Source organism: Chryseobacterium sp. JJR-5R, from assembly GCF_034047335.1.
Taxonomy (GTDB): domain Bacteria; phylum Bacteroidota; class Bacteroidia; order Flavobacteriales; family Weeksellaceae; genus Chryseobacterium.
The window spans coordinates 1,179,584-1,203,736 of sequence record NZ_CP139137.1 but is presented as its reverse complement, the minus strand read 5'-3'; the positions used below and the strand labels follow the sequence as shown (position 1 = coordinate 1,203,736).

The window sequence follows — 24,153 nt, the reverse complement described above, 5'->3', positions numbered from 1 at the left end:
TTTACCCCTTCAAAAGTAAACATAATTTTTAATAAAAAAATATTATTTACAAAAATACCCCTATAAATTTATGTTTAATTTGAATTAATTATAGATTATTTAAATACATCCCCTAAAATTTCAGACACTTCCTTCCATTTTGTTGCCGGAAAAAGGTGGGTACCCCCTTTGATAATATGATCAGGTCTGGAGTTTTTGATTGGAAAAACAATGTCAAGGTCTCCGAGCACCTGAATGACATCCGGATTTTCCTCACATTTCCAGTCTGATATTTTTTCAACCGACCATTTAAGGTAGTAGGGATCCCGTACCTTAAAATACTGCAGCAGCTTAGGGTTCTTGGGATCAAAAAGTTTTCTGACTACACCATAAATGTTGGCGGCCTTGTCATTGAACAGGCTCAAAGGCAGTATCTTCGGGATTCTGGTGATCTGCCCGGTCCTTATCAGCCTAGACTTTTCCCTGTCGGATTTTATACTTCCAAGAATAACCACTTTCCGGGCAGGCTTTATTTTATGGATTTCCTGCACGATAATTCCGCCGAATGAATATCCTAACAGGTAAAACGGCTCTGAACCGTCAATCTTTCCGGCCATCCTTTTTACATAATCCGTGAACCCTTCTTTCTGCATGGGAATCAGCCAGTCAATAAAAACAACTTCATGGTGTTGCGGGAACTGAATTTTTTCCAGCACGGTAAAATCTGCGCCAAGGCCGCTTACGACATAAATTTTCATCTTACGAATTTAAAGAAAATCAGGCAAAAAAATAAGCGGTCCCCGAAAGAACCGCTCGTTATATTTTAAAGAACCGATATGTTATCCTTTCTTTTTAGGAGCCCTGTTTTCATTGTCCAGCTTTTCCGTTGAAAGCTTGAACTGGATATCCATTTCGTTTTTGATAAAGTAATCTTTCAGTGAAGACTGGTAGAATACCTTGAAATCTCTTCTGTTCAATGAGAACTTGGCAGATTCAATTACTACCGTGAACTGAGTGATATATACGTTTGCAGGAAAGGTAATGGTTTTCCTTACCCCTTTGATCGTAATATCCCCATATACTGTAGAGTTGTATTCGCTGTTTGCCAGAGGAATAATTTTTGTTAAGTGAAATTTCGCAAGAGGGAATTTTTTAACCTCGAAGAAGTTGGTGCTTTTAAGATCGTTCGTCAGTTTTACCTGATCTTCATCTGAAACGTCCCCTGCCATGATTGATTTCATATCAATGACAAATTCACCGTCTACCAGAACCGTTTTATCAAAAGTGAATTTTCCGCTTTTCAGCTTTACCGTTCCTGAATGTGATGTAGGAACCGTTTTTACCACTTTATATCCCCACCATCTGATTTCCGATGAGGTTACTTTTACCACCTTATCTCCTTTCTTCTGCGCGAAAACAAATGACATGCTGATGCACATCATAGCAAACAATAGTAATCTTTTCATTCTTTTTTATTTACAATTCAACAAAAATAAAAAAAAGTGCAGAACTTCTACACTTTTAACAATCTTTTTTTGATTAAATTATTTTGCTGTTACTTTTACCATCATATCGATATCATCTTTCACAAGGACATCCTGCATGGAAGACTTATAGGTAACATCAAATTTCTGTCTGTCTATTGTAAATTTCTTTGAAGCCAGGGTTACAGTTCCGTTCGCATATGTGATTTTAGCAGGGAAAGAAACTGCATTGGTTTTTCCTTTAACCGTCAGGTTACCGGATACTAATGAAGTATACACTTTATCATTGTTTTTCTTTACTCCTGTAATTTTGAAGGCTGCTGTAGGAAACTTTTCAACTTCGAAGAAATCGCCGTTTTTAAGGTGCCCGTTCAGCTTCTGCTGATATTCACCGGTAAGGTCGGTAGCGTTGATGGAAGTCATGTCCAGTACGAAAGTACCTCCGACCAGCTGGTTTCCTTTCATCACCATTTCCCCGGATTTTACTTTTACTGTTCCGTTGTGGGAACTGGCTTCAGATTTTGCAATCTTATACCCCCACCACTGAACGTCTGAACCTGTTACTTTCTTCACCTGTCCGAAAGCCAGCCCGCCGGCCAATACTGCTAATAAGAATATTTTTTTCATTTGAAATAAAAGTTATGTATTTATTGTTTACTGCTGCAAATGTAATCAACTGTTTTGAAAGGTGGCCTTGATGTACATCAATAAATACGATTATTTTTATAAATGATACCACTGCATCGGCTGATATACATAAAAAAACTCCGGATAAACCGGAGCCTGATGTATTTAATCCTGATAATAAGCAGTATACAGTGCTGCGCCGTTGAGCGCGGTCTGATCCTGCCTGATCAGGTAGATCGGGATGTTTTTAAGCATCTCTTCCATCTTATCGCTGATCTTATATTTTTCGTAAAATTTATCTTTGTTGATATAAGTCCTGATTTCCTGAGGGATATCTCCCGATATCAACAGTCCGCCGGTTGCTTTAAGCTTTAAGGTCAGGTTATTGGCTTCTCTTGCCAGAAATTCCAGGAAGGTATCCAGGGCAATCTTACAGATCAGCACATCATCTTCCATGGCTGCTTTGTAAATTTCCTGAACGAAATTCCCATTATTGATTTTTTCTGCCAGCCATTCCGGTTCCGGATGTCTTTTAACGTCCCTTAAGAATCTGTAAATATTAAAGAGGCCGGATTTAGACAATACATTTTCCCAGCTTACAATCCCGTAGAGATTATTAAGGAACTGGTAAAACTCTACCTCAACGGTGGTTCTCGGAGAAAATTCGGAATGCCCTCCTTCGGAAGCAAATGGCCTCAGGTATTTCCCGTCAAAGAAATATCCGGCTTCACCTAACCCATTACCCGGTGCCAGGATGGCAACATTTCCTTTTTCCAGGTGTCCGCTGGTGTAAATCGGGTCAAGATCATTGTCTTCAAGAAGCGCCATTCCGTAAGCCGAAGCTTCCTGGTCATTCAGCATATCAACTTTTTCAAATCCGAAATCCCTGGAATATTCTTCCATATCGAGATCCCATCCCAATCTTTCCGGTCGGCTTTTTCCGTTAAGCACAGGGCCGGGAACTGCCATGCCGAGTCTTTTTACATTGTTCAGACTGTTATCCTCAATAAATTTTTTTAAAATATCTGAAAAAGAAGCATATTCTTTGGTAGGATAATTCTGTTGGATTTTAATCTCAAGACCTCCGTTACCGGAAACGAAATAGCCTAAAGTTGTAATGTCTTCACGAAGGTTTGCGCTAATGATAGAAACATTATCATTGCTACCGTTTTTTACTCCCGGTAAATAAAGTGGAAATTTTGGATTCAAAATCATAACCTCAAATTTTATCAAATATAATAATACTTTTTTAAATGCCCGCTGTAAGTAAAAAACCTTTTCAAAAAATCGAAAAGGCTTGTTTAATAATTGTTTATATAGAATCTAACTATTTTCCTAATGGAATATTGTAAGAAAACCCTACTCCGATGTTACCTACATTGTAATCCTGGTTGGGCATATCACCGTTATCTCCTACAAATACCTTCTGGTACTGTACAAAGAAATTCCAGTCCTTATTATGATATCCGATTTCAGGCTTGATGTAAAAACCTCCGTTCGGTCTGTCCATGGCAGAATTTGCAGCTACCTTATCATCACCTACTAAAAACCCGTACCCTAAGTCTGTACCGAAATAGAATCCCATCTGTTTAGGATAAATTCTGATCAAAGCTGCTACAGGAACTACCCCTACATCATTGTTATCATATCCGTTATTTTCTTTTCCGAAATAATGACTGTATCCTGTGGCAATACCCAGTCCGAAGCCCGGTGTAATAAGGTTCTGATAAGCTACATCTACTCCTACCGCAGCAGAAAGGTTATCTGAAGGAACCGCCAGACCAACATTAGCTCCTACCTTGATCATATTGTTCATCTGTGTACTCTGAGCACCCACCGCACCAGCTGTTAAAAGTCCGGCTGCTACTATCGCCTGCTTAAACATTTTCATACTTCTGATTTTTAAAATTTACTAAGCTGACAGATGTAAAAATCGTGCCAACGGAAGCCTTATCATCAACTTTAACAGCGGTTAACCCTATAAAATAATGATAATCAAATCATTAAAATTCAAATGCCCGTTTAATATTTTTCAGAAGTTGAGCCGCTTTGTGATGTTGTGATTTACAGTGATTAAAATAAGACAGAAAACAATACGATTAACGATTGTTAACCGTTATTAATTTTAACCTTCGACCTCTGAAAACATCAAAATATAAATATCTGTATGAAACCATCACTGTTATTCATTAATAATAAACATCTTCTCTGGCGGGCAGGTTTCGGGGCAGGCATCAGCCAGTTTGAAGACCTTGCTTCTAAAGATACGGAAACAATGCTGGGAGATCTGATGAAGGAAGAAGCATTTACAGAAATTACCTATGAAGGCTCTGATACAGATACAGCTGATTATATGAATGATCAGTCTCCTGCCGAAAAGAAAAAGCAGATGCAGAAGATCAACCGCCGGCAGAATGAGGAACTGAACCTTAATTTTCTCGGCAAAATAGTAAACAGCCGGGAACAGCTGAGGGAAAAAATGGCATTTTTCTGGCATGGGCATTTTGCGTCAAGGGTACAGAACCCCAGATTCAACAGGCAGATACTGAACATCATCCGGAAGCATGCACTTGGAAATTTCAAAGACCTGCTTTTTGAAGTGAGCCAGGCTCCCGCAATGCTTAGTTTCCTGAATAACCAGCAGAACAAAAAAGACCACCCCAATGAAAATTTTGCGCGTGAAGTGATGGAACTTTTCACACTGGGACGTGGAAACTATACCGAAAAAGACATCAGGGAAGGCGCCAGGGCTTTTACCGGATGGGGCTATGACAAGGAAGGGAACTTTACGGAAAGAAAGAAACTCCATGATGAAGGTTTAAAAACATTTCTCGGAAAAACCGGCAACCTTACCGGTACCGATGCCTTGAACGTCATTCTGGAACAGGAAGCAGCTTCACGGTTTATCACGGCAAAGATCTACAGGTTCTTTGTCAATGAAATACCTGATGAAAATATTATTAAAAAGCTGAGTGAAAACTTTTACCGGTCCGATTACGATATCAGGAAGCTGATGACTGAGATTTTCTCAAGCTCCTGGTTTTATGAGGCGAAAAATATCGGTAACAGGATAAAATCACCGATTGAACTCATGGCCGGGATGATGAGGACGCTTCCGATGGACATCCGGAATCCTGAAAACCTGATCGTTTACCAGAAATTATTGGGTCAGATGCTCCTTTATCCGCCGAATGTGGCCGGGTGGCCCAGCGGAAAATCATGGATTGACAGCTCTACACTCATGCTGAGGCTTCAGATTCCCCAGATCTGGTCAGGCTTACGGCCGCTGGAATATTCCCCGAGACCGGACGATGATATCGACATGGGGCTGAAATCCCGTGAAACTGCTTTAAACAAAACTTTCAAAAACCCCAATATTACCATTGATTGGGCGCGGGTTGAAAAAGTTTTTGAAGGCAGGCGGGTTGAAGAATACCTCATTCAGAACTCAAAATCACTGGATATGGATTCCGTGAAGAATTTCTCAGACAACAGTTTGAAAATGAACGTCATCAACATCATGTCAACTCCGGAATATCAGCTGATGTAATTCAGGCGGCAGATGGCAGATTTAAACCGATCAATCCATTAAAGTACAACTGTACAACAGCAACCTGATATCTCTAACCTAAAACCTGACTTTATGTTAATCAAAAGAAGAGAATTCCTTAAAATAAGTTCACTGGCCACAGCTTCCTTGCTGATGCCGAATTTCCTGCAAGCCCTGACTTTTGACGAAGCCCTGGAACCGAACCGGAAAATCCTGGTGGTGCTCCAGTTTACCGGTGGAAATGACGGGCTGAACACCATCATCCCGGTACGGAATGATATTTATTTTAAAGAAAGGAACAGCATTTCGATTAAAGATTCTTTATCATTGAATGATGAGACGGGAATCAACCCTGCGCTTTCCTATTTTAAAGAACTGCATGACAACGGTGAGCTTTCAGTGATGAACAATGTCGGGTATCCGGATCCTGACAAATCGCATTTCCGAAGCATGGACATCTGGCATTCTGCAAGCAAAAGCGACGAATACCTTGAAACAGGCTGGATCGGAAGGTTTCTGGATGAAGAATGCTACCGCTGCGACCACCCGACCCAGGCACTGGAAGTGGATGATATGCTGAGCCTGGCCTTAAAAGGTGAAAATAATAAAGCCTTTGCTTTCAAAGATCCGAAAAGGCTGTACCAGACCAGTCAGGAAAAATACTTCAAGTCTTTGTATGACCATCACCATGAAGATGAAACGGTTTCCTATTTATACCAGACATTAGGATCCACCATCAACAATGCGGGTTATATTTTTGAAAAAAGCAAAGCCAAAAAAACGGAACAGGGGTATCCAGATTCCCAGTTAGGCAAGGATTTTAAAACCGTGGCTTCCCTGATAAAATCGGACATTAATACCAGAGTATATTACCTTTCTGTAGGAAGCTTTGATACGCACGTGAACCAGAACGAAAGGCAGCAGAAACTTTTCGGCGACATCAATGAAGCGGTACGGTCTTTTGTGGCCGATATGAAAAGCAGCGGGCTGTTTGATGATATCCTTCTGATGACCTTTTCGGAATTTGGGAGGCGGGTTGCCCAGAATGCCAGCAACGGGACCGATCACGGAACCGCCAACCAGATGTTTTTCATCAGCGGCGGATTGAAGAAAAAAGGACTGTTAAACCCGCTCCCTGAGCTGACTGATTTAAATGAAGGCGATCTGATTTATTCCGAAGACTTCCGGAAAGTATATGCCACCATTCTTAAAAACTGGCTGAAAGCAGATGCTTCCAAAGTGCTGGGATGGAAAAACGGGATTTATGATTTCATTTAGGACTGTTTAATTACCTGATAAACTACAAAATAAAAAGAGACTGTTGAAAACAACAGCCTCTTTTATATCATCTTAAATTGAATTACTCCCAGTTATGTACCGGAATCTGTTTTTTATCTGCTGCCGGCTTTTCATCGAATTTCTCAGCGATTTTCTTAATAATAAATTCGATCACCAAAGGCGCTACTACAGCTATTACTGCTTTCAGTATTCTTGATTTCATAATTGTTATATTTTATAATTCCGTTAATACAATTTCTGAGCCATTGTATCATCCCTGCTTTTCAGGATCTTCCCGGTGGTAGTTCCGGCAGGCCTCCTGCAGGCTTTTTTCAATCCGGTTCCTGAGCTTTTCCGGATTAAGCACGGTGATGAACTCCCCGAGGCCCAATATCATTCGTTCCAATTCAAAATTCAGCTGCACGCAGATCTTAAACGTGGTTCCGCTTTCATCTTCCGCCATGATTTCCTGGGAATGGTGGAAAGGTTTTGTCGTTACGTACGGTGCATGCTTCGCATTGATTTTAAAAAGGACATTCTGCGGGCGCTGTGTTTCAGAAACCGTAACGCCGATCACTTCCCCGAAATATCGGTCAGAATCAAAATCCTTATCAATATAGTTAATTTTTTCTTCAACAGCAATCGTTTCTATCCTGTCTAATGCAAGGGTATACATCTTATTCTTGCACCAGCAGATCAGGAACCAGCGGTTGTTGTATTCTTTCAGCAACTGCGGATGGACGATGTAGCAATCGGATTCTTTGGCCTTGAAGCTTTTATAGACAATATTAAGCACTCTTTTATTCAGGATGGCTTCATAGAGGATATCGATATGCTCCAGTCCTTTCAGTTTTTCATTTTTGTCGAGGTGTATAATCGATTTCGGGCTCCGGGCATGGATAGAATCTTCCAGCTTCTGAATTACCCCGTTCATTTCCTTGAACATCGAAAAATCTTTGAACTGCTTTAAAATCTGCACCGCATTATTCATCGCTTTCAGGTCGCTTTCATTGACGGAAATATTATGGATGCTGTATTCAGGATCACTGTAGCGGTAGTATCTTTTTTCATATACTTCAATCGGGGCCTCATAGCCGAACTTCTCGCTGCGCATATTCTGCAGGTCCAGCTGTATGGTCCGTTTGCTCACGAAAGATTCTTTTCCTTCAAATTCAAATAAGGCTTCGGAACATTCATCGATCAGATCTTCCAGCGTGTATTTCCGGTATTTGTTTTTCAGGCATTTGTCCAGCGTTTTATAGCGGATCAGGGCATTTTTATTGGATGACATGGTTTTATTTTTTTATCAGGGCGTGTCCCTCGTTTCCGGGCTAAATCTCTGCAGCTTCGGGCCGGGCTGCTTCAGACTTCACTTTGTTACGGTTTATGCGCGGCGCTCCGCGCCGCGCATAAACTCCTCCTTCCCGTCGGACCTTACGCATCCCTCACGCAAAATGAAGTGGTAATTCAGTATTTCCCGGTTTTCAGTCGATGACTGATGGTCATGGCAAAGGCAAAGGTCTGCAGCGTATTAATCTTGAAATAACGATGAGACCGCATCCTTACCAGGGAAGCATTCAATCAATGAATAGATTAATTATTCAATCGGTTCTCAAATCATTATGAAGAGACTGCTCTGGCAGTTATTTAGAAGCCTATTTCTTATGCAGAGCTTCCCCGTCAAAAGAAATCCCGGCCCAGCCGGCCTTCATAAAGTTCCTGATATTCAGATGGTCTGTCCCTTCAGGGTTTTTCAGGACGTCTTCCCGGTAAAAATCACCGAAAAGGCTTAATACTTCTTCTTCATTCAGGTTATTTAATTTTCCGAAGCTGAACACTTTGCAGGAGCCGTTGTTCTGACCTGCTTCATTAACGGTGTTTCCGTTGGTAAACCGGGTCGGTGTGAAATCATACTGTTCATCAATATAAGCAATCACTTCTTCAAACCGGATGGTCTCAGGAGCGTTTTTTATCTGTTCCAATAGCATTTTTAAAAATTTTATCAAAAATAATCAAATTAATCTGATCTGCGCAAAAACATTGCACACTTGCACCTTTACTTTGCATTATAAAATAGAAGAAAACATGGAATTTAACGGAAACCACTTAATTGAATTAGGGTATAGGTCAGCAAAATGGTTTAAGGAAGCCATTGCGCATATCAACGAAAATAAACTGGACGAACACCAGATCCGCGAATACCTGCAACAGTTCAGGCAGCCGGAACTTATTCCGCTTCATGAAAAGGCGAAAGATTTTATCATCAACATCAGGGCTGAACACGAAAGCGAGCAGGATAATGTGGAAAAAGTAATCACCACCATGAGTATGCTGATGAAAACCCCTACCCTTGTAGAAGGTGCCATCATGCCGGATGCGTGTCCGACAGGCCCGGCAGGCCATATTCCCGTGGGAGGCGTCGTGGTGGCAAAAAATGCGATCCACCCGGGATTCCATAGTGCGGATATCTGCTGTTCGGTGATGCTGACCGATATGGGGAAAGCTGACCCCAAAGAAGTTCTGGATGCCGCCCATTCGGTGACGCATTTCGGATACGGAGGAAGGCCGAGAGGGGAACAGATGGAGATGTCCCAGGAGCTGATGAATGCCTTCAGGAAAAATGATTTCCTGAATGATGAAAAGCTAATCAGCATTGCCCGTTCCCATATGGGGACGCAGGGGGACGGAAATCATTTCCTGTTTGTGGGAACCTCCAGAAATACAGGGAATACCATGCTGGTAACCCATCACGGGTCAAGGGCTCCGGGCGCTGCGCTGTACGATAAAGGAATGAAGGTGGCCAACCGTTTCAGAATGGAAATTTCACCGGAAACACTAAAAGAAAATGCATGGATCCCTTACGATACGGAAGAAGGACAATCATACTGGGAAGCTTTGCAGCTGATCAGAGCATGGACCAAGGAAAACCATACTTCGATCCACGATGCGGTTCTAAACAAAATGGAAACGGAAAAACAGGATCGATACTGGAACGAGCATAACTTTGTCTTCAAAGACGGCGACCTGTTCTACCACGCAAAAGGAGCCACGCCACTGGACGATAAGTTTTTACCGGATATTACCGGACCGAGGCTGATTCCTTTAAATATGGCTGAGCCTGTGCTGATCGTTCAGGGAACCACCAATGCAAGAAACCTTGGTTTTGCACCGCACGGAGCGGGAAGGAATTTCAGCAGAAGCCAGCATAAAAGGTCATTGGCCCATAAAACCATCGAGGAAGTCTTCACCGAGGAAACCCAAGGGCTGGATATCCGTTTCTTCTCCAATGAAATTGATATTTCTGAGCTTCCGACTGCTTATAAAAGCGCGAAAAATGTGAGAGCACAGATTGAGGAATACGGATTGTGTGAAGTACTGGATGAGGTAATGCCGTACGGATGTATTATGGCGGGCGATGTCCAGAAGAATGCACCGTGGAAGAAAAAAAAGAAGTTTAAAAAATAATTAGGAAATTCAAAGCATAATAGTTTATTATATCTTGAATTTTTTATCGAATTAATGGTACTTTTGAAAAAAAGCAAACTTATGATAAAAGAAATTGAAGAGCTACTATATAGCAAAACTTTAGGTAAACAAAGTGATATTCTTTTTGCACATTGGAATTATGATAAAAAAATAATTCCATCCGCATTAAATGCTGTTTCTAATTTATTCCCACATTATAGCCTTCATGATGAATCTCATTCAGAAACTATAATCAATAATATTGTTCGTGTTATTGGATTTGAAAATATAAAAAAGTTGTCTGCAATAGATTTATGGTTGATTCTTGAGGCAAGTTATAGCCATGATTTAGGAATGGTTGTTACAAGTGATGAATTAGTTAAAGCATTAACCTCTAATGAATTTTTAGATTTCTTCAAAGATCTACAGGAAGATTCAAAGAATGGTTTACATGAATTTGCAGATCAGTTTGAAATTGCGAATAATAAAATCAAGTATAAACACGATGAATTAAACTTAGAGTATCATGATGGAATAAAATTTATACTAGCCGAATTTTTCCGGAGATCCCATTCTGATAGATCAAAAGAAATAATTTTAAATCCTACGCGTGAAGTATCTTTAGCTACACCAAGAGGAGTAATCCCAAATCGTATATTTAAAATACTTGGGGATATCTGTTCTTCTCATACAAAAGATTTTGACGATGTTATGAAACTGCCCATTTCTGAAGTAGGTATTGACGTTGAAGATGCACATCCGAGACTAATCGCATGTATGCTTAGAATAGGTGATTTATTAGATTTAGATAATAATCGTTTTTCTGAAGTTATGCTAAGAACATTAAGTAAAATACCTATAGATACACTAAATCATAAAACCAAACATCTTTCAATTGAATCTTTTAGAGTTGACAATCAAAAAATAGAAGTTTTTGCAAAATGTAATGATTATGATGTAGCAAATATTACTCAGCATTGGTTTAATTACATAGATTCTGAGATAAGAGCACAAATGATTAACTGGAATGACATTATTCCCTTTAAGGATTTTGGATACCTTCCAACAATTGGAACTTTAAAAGTAGAGTTAGATAAATATGAATACTTAGATGGTAAAAAGAAACCAAAATTTTCGGTTGACACTGACAAAGCACTATCACTTCTCCAAGGAGCAGGCTTATATGAGCATGCCTATCAATCAATCAGAGAACTATTACAAAATGCAGTAGATTCCACCCTGATTCGAATTTGGTTAGAGCATAAAGATGATCATGAATTTAAAACTCCGCAAGATGAAAACTTTTTTAAGTTTCTACAAAATTATCCAATCGAAGTATCTATTGAAGAAAAAGAAGTTATAGGTAATGAAAAACTATCTTTAATAAGCATAAAAGATAATGGCACTGGTATTTCTACAGAAGATTTAAAATACTTAATGAATACAGGTAGTTCTTCTAAGAACAGAAAAAAAGTTAGTATAGTAGACCAAATGCCAGAATGGCTTAGACCTTCAGGAATATTTGGTATAGGCTTTCAAAGCATTTTCATGTTGACAGACGAAGTTGTTATTGAAACAAAAAGTTATTTTACTGAAGAATTTCAGAGAATAGAATTGCATAGTCCCAACAGTATCAAAGATGGAGCTGTTTTGATTCAAAAGAAAAAAACAAACCATAGTATAAAACCTGGCTCTATTATAACTATAGCTTACAAAACAGATGCAATTCCACAAAATTGGTCAATAAAAAATAAACATAACAACGCACTAAGTATTGCTCGTAATTTTGATCCATTGACCAATGATTCACTTGACATCAATTTGGGAATGATTATAGATGAAATATTAGAATTTGAAAATGCTTCAATTATACCTATAAAATTATTTATAAATTCGAAACAACATGACTTTTTGAAAAACGAAGAGAACTATTTCAAGTTTTTTGAAAAAAACAATTCACTAGAGATAAATATTTCCACAAACTTAACATATAACGATATAGTAACGTTTTATAAGAATCAACATGTTGAAGCTAAATTTAGTCGTTTACCTTTTATCGCTTTAGACATCAATATTCATAAACAGAAAGCTAATAAGATATTAACATTAAATAGAAATAAAATTAAATCAGAAGCTTTAAATGATTTATCTGATGAAATTCTAATAAGTTGCTTTAATTTGATAACAGAAAAATTTAAAGAAATATTTATTGAAGAAAAAGAAAAACAAATCGCAAGCATGTTTTTAAAATTATATCAAAATGAAAATGATTTTTTAATTGACTTCAATTTATCACAATTCCAGCAATGGAAAAATTTTGAAATAGAATTTTCTGACGGATCAAAAATGAACTTGGAAGATTTAATTAATAGAACGAAAACAATTAAGTTCATATTTAATGAGGGAAACCATTATCCATCTACAGATATCTATTCACTTGATAATACTCATTTGACAATTACATCATCTAATCAAAGTGTAAATTCTCCCATATCCGCTTTAATTTTTTCTCTGATTGAAAAAGAGATTAAAGCGGTTAAAAACTTCGTGGTAGATGGAAATAGATATTTGAATGATATTGAATTTGATTTGATAAATAATGGAAATGAGTTTTTCCCTTCGGAAAAATACGTGGAAATGTATAAAAAATCAATTAGTTGGAATAGATCATCAAGAAAAATAATTCCTTGTTTGAAAAGATATAATAAATTACAATTAAAAACTGATTCTAAACTTCCGTATTTATATCATTTTCATGTAAGTCACATTATAGATTTTGAATATCCAAAAATGGCCTCTCCATTTGTAGTAATAGAAAATTGTGATGACGAAAGAGAAAATAGATATAGTGTCTCAGTTGTTTTAAATGATAAGGTTTACGATTGGGTTTTTGAGAATAGATTTGACAAAACAACAACTAAAGATGATATAATTAAAGCATATGATGAGTTTGTAGAAGAATTTTCATTAGATTCTTTAACTTCAAAGGCAGATAATACTATGACAAATAGTGCTGAATAAACCAGTAATGCGGATTTGCAATCCGCGCTTTCCAACTTATACCCCCCCGCTGGTGCGATCGTCTCGTTCGTACCCATTGCCAATAAATACAGCGGTCACAAGCGAGACGCTTGCGCCAGCAAAAGACCCCCTTATATGATGAACCCGGACAACATTTTTGCGGAAGCCAAGTGCAGCTCCGTTCAGAAGCAGACGGTTTTGGGAATTTTACTGCCGAAATACAGAAGACAATGTTTCGTATTGCTGAATTTCGGCACAGTGCATTCGTACGCCTCAGGGGATTCCAAAGTTTCCGCGATGGCAACTAGCTCCCCGTATCAGCAATGGTACGGAACGGTTTCCTTTAATCATCTGGTTCAGGAACCGGGTGCGGAAATTGTTTCCCTGAAAGAAGAAGCCGATTTTGATTTTTCTCTGGATAAGCTGGAGAAAGACAGCTTCACAGGAATTTTCATATAACCGACTTAGATCAGAAAAGATTTAATATAAGGCTACATATCCTAAAACTAAATTGAACAAGTTCTTAGGAATACATAAAAAATCCTGAAGGTCTGGACTTTCAGGATTTTTTATGCTTACCGGTTACTTTAATTATTTATGTTCCGGTAGTTTTTTATTTAGGAGCACCGTTATTCATGGTTCCGCTGGTATTTAATGTACCGGTAGTTCCATATTTCACAGTACTGTTGGTTCCGGTTTTTAAAGTTCCTACTCCGGTGTTTGTTGTACCGTTACTGTTGGTTCCGGTATTCAGCATACCATTATTATTCATGGTTCCGGTATTCAGCGTACTGTTACTGTTTAATGTAGTATTGGTTCCGGAGTTCAGGGTACCACTACTGTTCAGGGTTCCGGTGGTTCCGTTATTTAGCGTACCATTACCGTTTAATGTACCTTTGGTTCCGGTATTCAGGGTTCCTGCACCGGTATTCAGCGTGCTGTTGCCGTTCATTGTTCCGGTACTGGGTGTAGTCTGTGCAGACACCGTGATTAAACCTCCTGCTATAAATGCTGCTGCAATTAAATTTTTCATATTATTATCATTTAGATTGGTGATGTTACATTAAATACAATTATCGTACAAAATATTCAGATGTTTTGATTTATAATAAAAATTGTCTTCTATAAAGATGGGATATATTTTGATTTTTTCCTTTAAATAAGACGGAGAAAGACAGTTTCATGTAAATTCTCAGATTGTTATTACGTGTCAGAAAGATTAAAATAATTTAAAGCAAATTTTTTCTCTTCTGTCTGTATAATGAATAAGAACAAAAACTAAATCAGCTTGCTGATCTGATAAAGCGAAGACCTATCCGTAATCTTTTCCAAAATCTTTGCTTCTTTAAAACAAGCAGATCCGGAGGAAAAATCTGCTTGTTTAAGCACAACAAATAAAAAATTCAGCCTGCGTAAAAAGATTGCGCAGGCTGAATCTTATTTTGTACCATAAAATTAAAAACAATGACACCGAAAATACTGGAAAAACTGAGAGAAACCGAAGAAAAACGCGGCATAGAAATATTGCTGGCCGTAGAATCAGGAAGCCGGGCCTGGGGCTTTGCCTCCCCTGACAGCGATTATGATATACGCTTTATCTACCGTCACGAAAAAGACTGGTACCTTTTGCCGTGGGACAAAGATGAAACCATAGAATTCATGACGGAAGACGACCTGGACGGTTCCGGATGGGACCTGCGGAAGACTTTTCATCTTTTGCTGAAATCGAATGCCGCTCTGCTGAGCTGGTTCTACTCGCCAATAGTCTATGTGAAGAACGAAAAGTTTTACGAACTGTTCAAACCTCTGGCGGACGCCTGCTTTTCCCCGATAGCGGTTTCCTACCACTATTTGAGCATGAGTAAAAAATACCTGGAAGCCTGCCGGCATGACGAAGTGAAATTAAAAAGTTATTTTTACTGCCTCCGTACTGCGCTGACTACAAGATGGATCCTTGAAAAAGGAACGGTTTCGCCGGTGATGTTCAGTGAGCTTCTGGTATTGACAGATGGCTTCACAAGGTCTAAAATAGAAAACCTGGTCGCTCTAAAAGCCACTAAAGGAGAATCGTATGTCCATCCGAATGACTGGGAACTTTTCGGGTTCCTGGAGGAAATGATAAAGGAGAATGAAGAACGGGCAAAGGGCCTGAAAGCAGGAAACGCGGATAAAAACGAGATGGAAAGGGTTTTTAGGGAAATCATAAATTTATAATCAATGGAAACAGCTTTAGAAATACTTATACAGGAAAACTACAAAAAGGAAAAAAGAAATCTTTTTACTTTCCTCACCGGTGCCGGGATTTCTTCTGAAAGCGGACTGCCTACTTATCGTGGAAGCGACGGGATCTGGATAAAAGGAACAAAATACCATAAGCCTGAAGAATTTGGAACTCATGAATATTTCAGCCAAAACCAGGAAGAAGTCTGGCAATACAATTTATTCTGGAAAAAACTGATTGATGCGGCAGATCCCGGTCAGGGACATCTCACATTAGCCGAGATAGAAAAATTACTGAATGATAAATTTCAGCTGATTACCCAGAACATAGACGGCCTCCACAAAAAAGCAGGAAGCAAAAATATATTTGAGATCCATGGAAACAAACAGACCGTTCGGTGTGCTTCGGAATGCTGCGGTATCATGCCGTTCCCTTCGGAAATAAAATCCAAAGAGCTTACCGAAGACCTTACAGCAAAGGATCTTGAACTGCTTCGCTGCCCGGACTGCGGAGACTGGCTGCGGCCTAATACCCTATGGTTTGACGAATCGTATAATGAAAAAATGTACTTCCTGGATTCTGCATTAAGAGCGGCAAAAAATACAGGCATTCTTTTTATCATCGGAACGGCAGGAGCAACGACCTTACCGCAAATGATTTGAGAAACCGTCCTGCAATACGGCGGTTACCTAGTGGAAATAAATACTGAAGAAGACAGCTATTTCTTCAAACGATTTTCCAGAACCAAAAAATATATGCTTCTAAAGGGGAAAGCGGGAGATACTTTAGCTAAAATAAAAGAAATAATAGAAAAAGTGATACCATAAAAGGTACATTAAAAACTGACGTTATGAAAAATCTCATCGCCCTGTCCCCGATATACACCGATGACAGCAATATCCTGAAAAAAGCATCACTCAATTCACCTTACGAGCTGAACCGCTTCAATGCAAAATGGGATGTCCCTGAAGCATTCCGTGATGATGTGATTGCCGTGTATGGTGAAGATATTTACGCGGAGATTGTGGCGGAACAGTGCGGTCTTACATTAACCAAACCTGATGACGACTGGCTTTCAACGATTTCGGAAACATATACAAAACGTAAAATTTCTTACGGCCCGTTAAAGGATTTTGTGCATGAAGAAAATATGTTCATTAAGTGTTCTGATTTTAAAAGCTTTAAAGCCGGGGTTTTTGACCAGGTGAAGAACATCAGAGGTTTTGATTCCCTGGATCCGGAAATTATGGTCTTTACTTCCGAAGTGGTGGAATGGGAATTTGAAGTGCGGTGTTTTGTCCTGAATGGTGAAGTAAAAACCCATTCTTCCTATTGGCGGAACAACGCTTTTGATACCGGTCCGCTTTCGGAAACCGAACAAAAGGAAATGTATGAATTTTTCAATGATTTTATGCAGCGGTATGCCAAAACGCTGCCTGCTGCCATTGTCCTGGATTTCGGGATCATTAAAGGAAAAGGCTGGGCTTTGATTGAAGCGAATCCTGCGTGGTGTTCAGGCTTATATGCCTGCGATGCGGAAAAAGCGCTGGAAGTAATTGTAAAAAGCTGTATTAAAAATTAAATGTATGGAAATGATCATCTTCGCCGGGATTCCCGCCAGCGGAAAAAGTTCCTTTTACAAGGAGCTTTTTTTCAATTCGCACATCAGGATCAGCATGGATCTGCTGAATACACGGAATAAGGAAGGAAAACTGCTGCAGTACGGTTTTGAAACCCAATCTAAAATGGTAATCGACAATACCAACGTAACGGCAGAAAGCAGAAGAAAATACATACATCTTGCTCAGCGGAACCGATATGAAATCACCGGTTATTATTTTGAAAGCAATGTTCAGGATTGTCTCGAAAGGAATAAAAACAGAACAGACCCCATCAATGAAATCGGAATCAAAGCAAAATACAAAGCATTGGAAAAACCTTTGTTCACGGAAGGGTTTGACAAAATATTCAGTGTGAAAACCGTAAATAATACATTTGAAATCAGCAGCTATGAAATTTGAACACATTGAAACTTTAATGCGGAAAAACGAAAGCCTTGCAGAACAGTACATCCTTCCGGAAAACTTTATCGTCGTAAGACTGGACGGAAAAGGCTTTACGAAACTGACCAAGGAAAAACTTTCACTGGAAAAACCTTTTGACGAAAAGTTCAGCGAGGTGATGACTGCAACAACAAAACACCTTTTTAACATCGGGTTTAACGCGCTGTACGGCTATACCCAAAGTGATGAAATTTCTCTGCTGATTCATAAAGATGACGAAGTGAGGAAATTCAATTCCGTTCTGGCGGGGGAAGCCAGTGCTTTCTTCAGCCTGCAATTTCAGGAAGTCTGCGTTTTCGACTGCCGGACCCTTGCTTTCCCGAATCAGGAAATGCTGCTGGATTATTTCTGCTGGCGGCAGGAAGATGCTCACCGGAATTCCCTTTCCGCATACTGTTACTGGACTTTAAGGAATAACGGATTTAATGCAGCACAAGCGGCGGAAAGGATTGAAAAACTATCACACGCCGGTAAAAACGAACTGCTTTTTCAATACGGAATCAATTACAACACGCTCCCGTCATGGCAGAAACGCGGCATTGGCATCTATCCTAAAGAAGTAATTAAAACAGGCTTTAATCCGGTAACCCAAGAGAAAGTTGACTGTCTGAGGAATGAGTTGTTTGTGGAAAAAGAACTGATGATGAGGGAAGATTATAGAAGGTTTTTGAAGTACAGGTTTTTATATTACTAAAATCAACAGAAATTTTATTAATTTTCTAAACTGGATTTTCAAAAAATTAAATTATGAATCTCAACTTAAGGATATTTTCTTAATACTGAAAGGAATTAGCTGTAATGAATATGAAGTAACAATGAATGATGATAATGTTTCACCGATTATCGGATACATCCAGGAAATAGATTTTCATCTCATTTTTTAGATTAAACTATTATGTGTATACCAAATACTGAATTACAATTCTGCACTTGTGCCGAAGCAGATATTTATGAAATAAAAAACATTTACATTTGGACTTTAAGGAGATATTTTGGCCCTAAAGAATCAAACAGGCGAGGCAAAATCATGATTCCTACAGAAAATTTCAATAATGGAATTTCTATAGAAAATATAATCGCAAAATTAACTGCAGAAAATGTTTTTGATTTTGAATATGCTCCTAAAGAAAAGGATACTCTTCACATCAGTTTCAATGCAAAAAATAGAGAAAAATATAAATATTTTTCATTGATATATATAAATAAAACTTGGAAAGAGGGTAACAATCCTGTTTTTACAAGCATCAATAAACCAATTGCAGAAGGAGAAATTATCATTAAAGAAAAGGAAAATTTATGACCATCCAAACCCTAAAAAACAACAACCTCATCCTCCTCGAATCCATCTCCGGCAGCCGCGCTTTCGGGCTCGCCACGGAAAAATCAGATACGGATATCCGGGGCGTGTACTATCTGTCAAAAGAAGAGTTCTTCGGGCTGAATTATGTGCCGCAGGTTTCCAATGAGACAAATGACATTACGTATTATGAGATTGGGAGGTTTGTAGAACTGCTGCAGAAAAACAATCCGAATATCCTGGAAGTCCTGGCCAGCCCGGAAGACTGTATTCAGCATCAACATCCGTTGATGGATCTGCTGAAACCGGAAGATTTTCTGTCGAAACTCTGCAAGGATACGTTTGCCGGTTATGCCGTTTCGCAGATCAAAAAAGCCAAAGGGCTCAATAAAAAAATCCTGAACCCGGTAGAGAAGGAAAGGAAGTCCGTTCTGGATTTCTGTTATGTCCTGGAGGGCCAGGGTTCGGTTCCGTTACAAAAGTGGCTGCACGACTTCCGTTCCTCCGAAACTCAGAAAGGACTCTCCCAGGAACAGTGCGGGCTGGTAAGCATTGATCATACCAAGGGAATGTATGCGCTTTTTTATGACCATTCCGGGGACCTGCATTATAAAGGGATCATGCAGGATGAAGAAGCTAACCAGGTTTCCGTGTCATCGGTCCCGAAAGAAGAAAAGCCGGTGGCGTACCTGTTCTGCAACCTGGACGCCTACTCTGCTTACTGCAAAGATTACAAAGCGTATTGGAAATGTGTTTCAGAGCGCAATGAAGACCGGTACAATGTCAACAGCCGGCACGGGCAGAATTATGACAGCAAGAACATGATGCATACGATCCGGCTGCTGCAGTCGTGCGAGCAGATTTTTAAAACCAACGCACTGAATATCCGTGTGGACAACCGGGATGAACTGCTGGATATCAAAGCCGGGAACTGGCCGTATGAACAGGTGATGCAAAAGGCTGAAGGCCTCATCCGGTCGATTGAACATTACCATTCGGTTTCCACGCTGCCGGAAATGCCGGACCCCTGGAAGACGACCCACCGCTTAATCGAGATCCGGGAAGAACTGTATGGATATGGATAAAAACAAATAAAGCTCCGGTTTGGGAGCTTTATGTATATGTTTGTTAAAATGGATGGTATAAAATTATTTAACCAGTTTGATATCAACCGCAGAAAATCCTTTCGGTGATCTTTCTTTTTCAAATGATACCTTGTTCCCTTTCTTCACAAGCTCCGTACAGTTGTTGCTGTGGAAGAAAACATTTTCTTTTGATTTGTCTTCGGTAATGAAACCATATCCTTTTTCACTGAAGAAGGTAACAATCCCTGTTTTTCTGATTTCTTCTGCTTCAATCGGAGCAGCTCCCAACTGGATGTTGTCAAGATCGATTTCAATCTTATCTACGTGATCAGGAGGTGTTGAGGTAAGCTGACCGTTTGCATCTACGTACATTAACATGTCATCAAGACCTTTTCCTTTGTTGTTGCTCGTCTTGCGTTCTTCACGCTTCTGAGCTTTCTCTTTTGCTTTTTGAACTTTTTTCTTGAAATTTTCTTTTTTAGAGAAAGAATCCGCCATATATATTTTTATTATTAATTGCTGTTTATGTTGTTCTACAGGTTCATGGTAAACTCATATTATATGTGCCTTCCGGCAGTATCATAAAGGTTCCTGAAATTGTATGTTATTAAAGGTTTTCTGAGTGCTTTTATTAATGTGATTGCCTTGTGATTAAGATAGATAAGGCAACTAAAAATTAACCCGGAATAAATAAAATCGATAAACGATCACAGAAGTAAAGACAGAGATTTCTTTTAATAAGTAAACAAAGATACGTAAAAATAAACTTACATGCAAATGATGATACGTTCAAACTGCTGGAATTCAATTTATTTTATCAATTGAGAAGATTTTACACAAATCCTGTTAAAGCGTAGCTCCGTTGAATTTTAGTTCAAAAAACTTTAAAAATTGTTTGAATGTACTATCGTTGAGTCCTTAAGGTTAATACACATAAGGCTATTTTAAATCTATTTGAAAATTTTTAACAGGCTCCTTTCCGAAATTATGCTAATTCCTGCATCATATGAATCTGCAGTCCTATACAGCTTTACTTGTAATAAAGACTGAAAGCATCAGTAAAGATCTGAACATAAAAAAACCACCGGAATCAATATCCGGTGGTTATTATTTATCTGTATAAGTTAAGATGAAACTTAAGCTTCCGATGAAGGATCCTGATCCTGATTATGATTTTGATTCTGGTCCTGATCTCCGGCCGGCCTGTCGCCTTCCGGTCTTCTCTGTCCCTGCGGCCTGTCAGATCTGCCTTCCGGTCTTGCCGGTCTTGCCGGTCTGTCTCTGTCTCTGTCAGGTCTTCCCTGTCCGCCGGGTCTGTCCTGCCCTTCTGTTCTCGGTTTTCCTTCCGGTCTCGGAGGTCTCGGTAAAAGGACTTTTCTTGAAAGCTTCATTTTTTTACGGTCGTCATAACCCATGAACTTCACTTCCACTTCATCCCCTTCATTGTAAGGAACTTTATCCAGACGTGACCATTCGATTTCAGAAATATGAAGAAGGCCTTCCGTTCCTTTCGCAATTGCTACGAAAGCCCCGAAATCCATTACTTTCACCACTCTTCCGTTGTAGATTTCACCTACTACCGGTACAAAAGTGATTTCGTTGATCTTGGCAATCGCTTCATTGATTTTATCTCTGCTGACACCGGAAATTTCAATTCTTCCGATCTCGCCGATCTCTTCAATAGCAATAACCGTATCGGTATCCTTCTGCATCTGCTGGATGATTTTTCCTCCAGGCCCGATTACGGCACCGATGAATTCTTTAGGGATTTCCATCATCACCATTTTAGGAGCGTGAGGTTTCACATCTTCCCTAGGCTGAGCAATGGTTTCCGTAAGTTTATCTAAAATATGAAGTCTTCCGTCTTTAGCCTGTAAAAGCGCTTTCTCCATAATATCCATAGAAAGCCCCTGGATTTTGATATCCATCTGGCACGCTGTAATTCCGTCTGCCGTCCCGGTTACTTTAAAGTCCATATCCCCTAAGTGGTCTTCGTCTCCCAGGATATCGGAAAGCACTGTGAATTTACCGGTCTTTACGTCAGTTACCAGTCCCATTGCAATACCCGAAACCGGTTTTGAAATCTGAACCCCTGCATCCATCAATGCCAATGTACCTGCACAAACCGTTGCCATGGAAGAAGAACCGTTGGATTCCAGGATATCGGAAACGATACGGATCGTGTACGGGTTTTCTTCAGGGATCATATTTGCCAAAGCTCTCTGTGCCAGGTTTCCGTGTCCTACTTCCCTTCTTGAAGTCCCTCTCAAAGGTCTTGCTTCTCCTGTAGAGAACGGCGGGAAGTTATAATGGAGGAAGAATCTTTCGTCATAGTTCACCATTACGCTGTCCACCATGTTCGCATCTTTTACCGAACCCAGGGTTACAGCCGTTAAAGACTGCGTTTCTCCTCTGGTAAAGATGGCAGAACCGTGGGCTCCCGGTAAATAATCGATTTCGCTCCAGATCGGGCGGATCGTTTCAGGATCACGGCCGTCAAGACGGATCTTATCGTTGATGATCATCTGACGCATTGCTTCTTTCTCTACGTCATGGTAATATACTTTTGCAAAAGGCGTTACCCTTTCCAGCTCTTCAGGATGATCTACATACTGCGCTAAAAATTCAGCCAGTACAGCTTTGAATTTTTCACCTCTTTCTTCTTTTCCTGAAGGCGTTTTTGCTACTTCATATACTTTATCGTATGTTTCTTTCCACACTTTCTCACGGATGGCTTCATCGTGGTTTTCGTGGCTGTATTCTCTTTTCGGGAAAGATTTTCCTACTTTTTCAGCAAGTCTTTCCTGCGCTTCCACCTGTTTTTTAATCTCGGTATGGGCAAACTGAATCGCTTCCAGCATTTCCGCTTCTGTGATTTCCTTCATTTCCCCTTCTACCATAACGATAGAATCCTTAGTGGCTCCCACCATGATATCAAGGTCAGAATTCTTAAGGTCTGCGTAGTTAGGATTAACGGAAAGCTCACCGTTCATTCTTACCACCCTTACTTCAGACATCGGCCCGTTGAAAGGGATATCCGTGATTGCGATGGCTGCAGATGCGGCAAGGCCTGCCAGGTCATCAGGAATCGACTGTCCGTCATAAGAAATCAATGAAATCATTACCTGAACTTCGGCATGAAAATCATCCGGGAATAAGGGTCTTAATACACGGTCTACCAAACGCATGGTCAGGATCTCCTGATCTGAAGGCCTGGCTTCTCTTCTGAAAAAGTTTCCGGGGATTTTACCGCCTGCATAGAATTTTTCTCTGTAATCTACCGTCAACGGTAAGAAATCTACGCCGGGACTGGCTTCTTTATTGGCGACTACGGTTGCTAAAAGCATGGTTCCGCCCATTTTAACGACAACAGATCCGTCCGCCTGCTTGGCTAATTTCCCTGTTTCAATTGTGATTTCTCTGCCGTCTGCAAGAGTAATCAGCTCTGTAATTGCTTGAGGTATACTCATAAATTGTTTTGTGTTGCACTCCGTATTGAGTGCTTTAATATTTATATTTCGTCTGAATTATTGTCTGCAAATTTAATGTAATTATTTGGATTAAAGCCTCTGCGATAGTCAAAATCCACAGGAAAAGGCTGTATTGCCTGCATTTTCATTACACTTAAGCGGCTATTTCCTGTTAAATATTTATTAAGATGGTACGGAAAACAGTTTGGAAAATGTTTATAAACAGCTGGGCATGGCAAACTGTAATGTTCATATCCTATAATCTACGGTTCCGGGCAGGCATAAAAAAAGCAACCTCTAACGAGATTGCTTTTATCTTTAAATCTTTGCAGATTATTTTCTTAATCCAAGTTCAGCAATAATTGCTCTGTATCTTGTGATATCTTTTTTCTTAAGATAATCCAGTAAACTTTTTCTTTTACCTACCAGTTTTACCAGAGATCTCTCCGTATTGAAATCATGACGGTTAGCTTTCAAATGCTGAGATAAATGGTTGATTCTGAAAGTAAATAGGGCTACCTGTCCTTCAGCTGTCCCTGTGTCCTGTGCAGATTTTCCGTGTTTTGCGAAGATTTCTGCTTTTTTTTCTGTTGTTAAGTACATTCCAATATTG

Annotated in this window: 24 protein-coding genes; 12 read left to right on the top strand and 12 right to left on the bottom strand. The window is 39.6% G+C overall.

Translation table 11 applies throughout. The features are described 5' to 3' along the window. Nucleotides 1-95: 95 nt before the first annotated feature. The 5 genes from SD427_RS05645 to SD427_RS05625 form a co-directional block, all read right to left on the bottom strand. Nucleotides 96-737, bottom strand: coding sequence for an alpha/beta hydrolase (locus tag SD427_RS05645; protein ID WP_320560302.1), 642 nt, complete (start codon nucleotides 735-737; stop codon nucleotides 96-98). Nucleotides 738-818: 81 nt separating this feature from the next. After that, on the bottom strand, nucleotides 819-1,445 hold the full coding sequence (locus SD427_RS05640; protein ID WP_320560301.1) for a YceI family protein: 627 nt from the start codon (nucleotides 1,443-1,445) through the stop codon (nucleotides 819-821). A 78-nt stretch (nucleotides 1,446-1,523) separates the two neighbouring features. Further along, entirely contained in the window at nucleotides 1,524-2,090 is a 567-nt protein-coding gene (locus tag SD427_RS05635; protein WP_320560300.1) for a YceI family protein, read from the bottom strand. Nucleotides 2,091-2,255: 165 nt separating this feature from the next. Continuing rightward, entirely contained in the window at nucleotides 2,256-3,305 is a 1,050-nt protein-coding gene (locus SD427_RS05630) for a glucokinase (RefSeq protein WP_320560299.1), read from the bottom strand. 112 nt (nucleotides 3,306-3,417) lie between these two features. Beyond that, nucleotides 3,418-3,981: a transporter gene (locus SD427_RS05625; protein WP_320560298.1), complete on the bottom strand. Its 564-nt coding sequence runs from the start codon at nucleotides 3,979-3,981 to the stop codon at nucleotides 3,418-3,420. A 276-nt stretch (nucleotides 3,982-4,257) separates the two neighbouring features. On the opposite strand from SD427_RS05625, the gene SD427_RS05620 reads away from it, so the two are divergent. Together SD427_RS05620 and SD427_RS05615 are read left to right on the top strand one after the other, a co-directional pair. Beyond that, the gene (locus SD427_RS05620) at nucleotides 4,258-5,640 is read left to right on the top strand and encodes a DUF1800 domain-containing protein (protein ID WP_320560297.1); all 1,383 of its coding nucleotides are present in this window, start codon (nucleotides 4,258-4,260) and stop codon (nucleotides 5,638-5,640) included. A gap of 93 nt (nucleotides 5,641-5,733) precedes the next feature. Next, on the top strand, nucleotides 5,734-6,918 hold the full coding sequence (locus SD427_RS05615; RefSeq protein ID WP_320560296.1) for a DUF1501 domain-containing protein: 1,185 nt from the start codon (nucleotides 5,734-5,736) through the stop codon (nucleotides 6,916-6,918). Nucleotides 6,919-7,000: 82 nt separating this feature from the next. Here SD427_RS05615 and SD427_RS05610 read toward each other — a convergent pair whose 3' ends face one another. The 3 genes from SD427_RS05610 to SD427_RS05600 all read right to left on the bottom strand — a co-directional run bounded on the left by SD427_RS05610 (nucleotide 7,001) and on the right by SD427_RS05600 (nucleotide 8,906). Further along, a complete protein-coding gene (locus tag SD427_RS05610; RefSeq protein ID WP_185116281.1) occupies nucleotides 7,001-7,141 on the bottom strand; it encodes a hypothetical protein in 141 nt (46 codons plus the stop codon). 48 nt (nucleotides 7,142-7,189) lie between these two features. Further along, nucleotides 7,190-8,209, bottom strand: a complete 1,020-nt coding sequence (locus SD427_RS05605; RefSeq protein WP_320560295.1) for a WYL domain-containing protein — start codon at nucleotides 8,207-8,209, stop codon at nucleotides 7,190-7,192. Between the two features lie 364 nt (nucleotides 8,210-8,573). Then, the gene (locus tag SD427_RS05600; RefSeq protein ID WP_320560294.1) at nucleotides 8,574-8,906 is read right to left on the bottom strand and encodes a HopJ type III effector protein; all 333 of its coding nucleotides are present in this window, start codon (nucleotides 8,904-8,906) and stop codon (nucleotides 8,574-8,576) included. Nucleotides 8,907-9,003: 97 nt separating this feature from the next. On the opposite strand from SD427_RS05600, the gene SD427_RS05595 reads away from it, so the two are divergent. From SD427_RS05595 to SD427_RS05585, 3 genes are all read left to right on the top strand, one after another. Continuing rightward, complete coding sequence (locus SD427_RS05595) at nucleotides 9,004-10,383, top strand: RtcB family protein (protein ID WP_320560293.1); 1,380 nt, start codon at nucleotides 9,004-9,006, stop codon at nucleotides 10,381-10,383. A gap of 81 nt (nucleotides 10,384-10,464) precedes the next feature. Beyond that, on the top strand, nucleotides 10,465-13,404 hold the full coding sequence (locus SD427_RS05590) for an ATP-binding protein (RefSeq protein ID WP_320560292.1): 2,940 nt from the start codon (nucleotides 10,465-10,467) through the stop codon (nucleotides 13,402-13,404). A gap of 135 nt (nucleotides 13,405-13,539) precedes the next feature. Beyond that, nucleotides 13,540-13,863: a hypothetical protein gene (locus SD427_RS05585; RefSeq protein WP_320560291.1), complete on the top strand. Its 324-nt coding sequence runs from the start codon at nucleotides 13,540-13,542 to the stop codon at nucleotides 13,861-13,863. A gap of 154 nt (nucleotides 13,864-14,017) precedes the next feature. Here the strand turns inward: SD427_RS05585 and SD427_RS05580 are convergent, their stop codons facing one another. Then, nucleotides 14,018-14,437 carry a hypothetical protein gene (locus SD427_RS05580; RefSeq protein ID WP_320560290.1) on the bottom strand — a complete coding sequence of 140 codons (420 nt, stop codon included), beginning with the start codon at nucleotides 14,435-14,437 and terminating at the stop codon, nucleotides 14,018-14,020. Between the two features lie 431 nt (nucleotides 14,438-14,868). On the opposite strand from SD427_RS05580, the gene SD427_RS05575 reads away from it, so the two are divergent. The 7 genes from SD427_RS05575 (at nucleotide 14,869) to SD427_RS05545 (ending at nucleotide 20,070) form a co-directional block, all read left to right on the top strand. After that, on the top strand, nucleotides 14,869-15,618 hold the full coding sequence (locus SD427_RS05575) for a nucleotidyltransferase domain-containing protein (RefSeq protein WP_320560289.1): 750 nt from the start codon (nucleotides 14,869-14,871) through the stop codon (nucleotides 15,616-15,618). Between the two features lie 3 nt (nucleotides 15,619-15,621). Further along, nucleotides 15,622-16,287, top strand: a complete 666-nt coding sequence (locus tag SD427_RS05570; RefSeq protein ID WP_320560288.1) for an SIR2 family NAD-dependent protein deacylase — start codon at nucleotides 15,622-15,624, stop codon at nucleotides 16,285-16,287. 188 nt (nucleotides 16,288-16,475) lie between these two features. Continuing rightward, nucleotides 16,476-17,207 carry an ATP-grasp domain-containing protein gene (locus SD427_RS05565; RefSeq protein ID WP_320560287.1) on the top strand — a complete coding sequence of 244 codons (732 nt, stop codon included), beginning with the start codon at nucleotides 16,476-16,478 and terminating at the stop codon, nucleotides 17,205-17,207. Nucleotides 17,208-17,211: 4 nt separating this feature from the next. Continuing rightward, a complete protein-coding gene (locus tag SD427_RS05560; RefSeq protein ID WP_320560286.1) occupies nucleotides 17,212-17,646 on the top strand; it encodes an AAA family ATPase in 435 nt (144 codons plus the stop codon). Continuing rightward, a complete protein-coding gene (locus SD427_RS05555; RefSeq protein WP_320560285.1) occupies nucleotides 17,636-18,382 on the top strand; it encodes a tRNA(His) guanylyltransferase Thg1 family protein in 747 nt (248 codons plus the stop codon). The genes SD427_RS05560 and SD427_RS05555 overlap by 11 nt, the downstream gene beginning before the upstream one ends. 333 nt (nucleotides 18,383-18,715) lie before the next feature. Beyond that, complete coding sequence (locus SD427_RS05550; RefSeq protein ID WP_320560284.1) at nucleotides 18,716-18,988, top strand: hypothetical protein; 273 nt, start codon at nucleotides 18,716-18,718, stop codon at nucleotides 18,986-18,988. Beyond that, complete coding sequence (locus SD427_RS05545) at nucleotides 18,985-20,070, top strand: DNA polymerase beta superfamily protein (protein WP_320560283.1); 1,086 nt, start codon at nucleotides 18,985-18,987, stop codon at nucleotides 20,068-20,070. Before SD427_RS05550 ends, SD427_RS05545 begins: the two co-directional genes overlap by 4 nt. A 63-nt stretch (nucleotides 20,071-20,133) precedes the next feature. Here SD427_RS05545 and SD427_RS05540 read toward each other — a convergent pair whose 3' ends face one another. The 3 genes from SD427_RS05540 to rpsO all read right to left on the bottom strand — a co-directional run bounded on the left by SD427_RS05540 (nucleotide 20,134) and on the right by rpsO (nucleotide 24,143). Further along, nucleotides 20,134-20,568, bottom strand: coding sequence for a cold shock domain-containing protein (locus SD427_RS05540; RefSeq protein ID WP_056217291.1), 435 nt, complete (start codon nucleotides 20,566-20,568; stop codon nucleotides 20,134-20,136). Between the two features lie 638 nt (nucleotides 20,569-21,206). After that, nucleotides 21,207-23,540, bottom strand: coding sequence for a polyribonucleotide nucleotidyltransferase (locus SD427_RS05535; protein ID WP_320560282.1), 2,334 nt, complete (start codon nucleotides 23,538-23,540; stop codon nucleotides 21,207-21,209). A gap of 333 nt (nucleotides 23,541-23,873) precedes the next feature. Beyond that, nucleotides 23,874-24,143, bottom strand: a complete 270-nt coding sequence (gene rpsO / locus SD427_RS05530; RefSeq protein ID WP_027386233.1) for a 30S ribosomal protein S15 — start codon at nucleotides 24,141-24,143, stop codon at nucleotides 23,874-23,876. Nucleotides 24,144-24,153 lie beyond the last annotated feature (10 nt).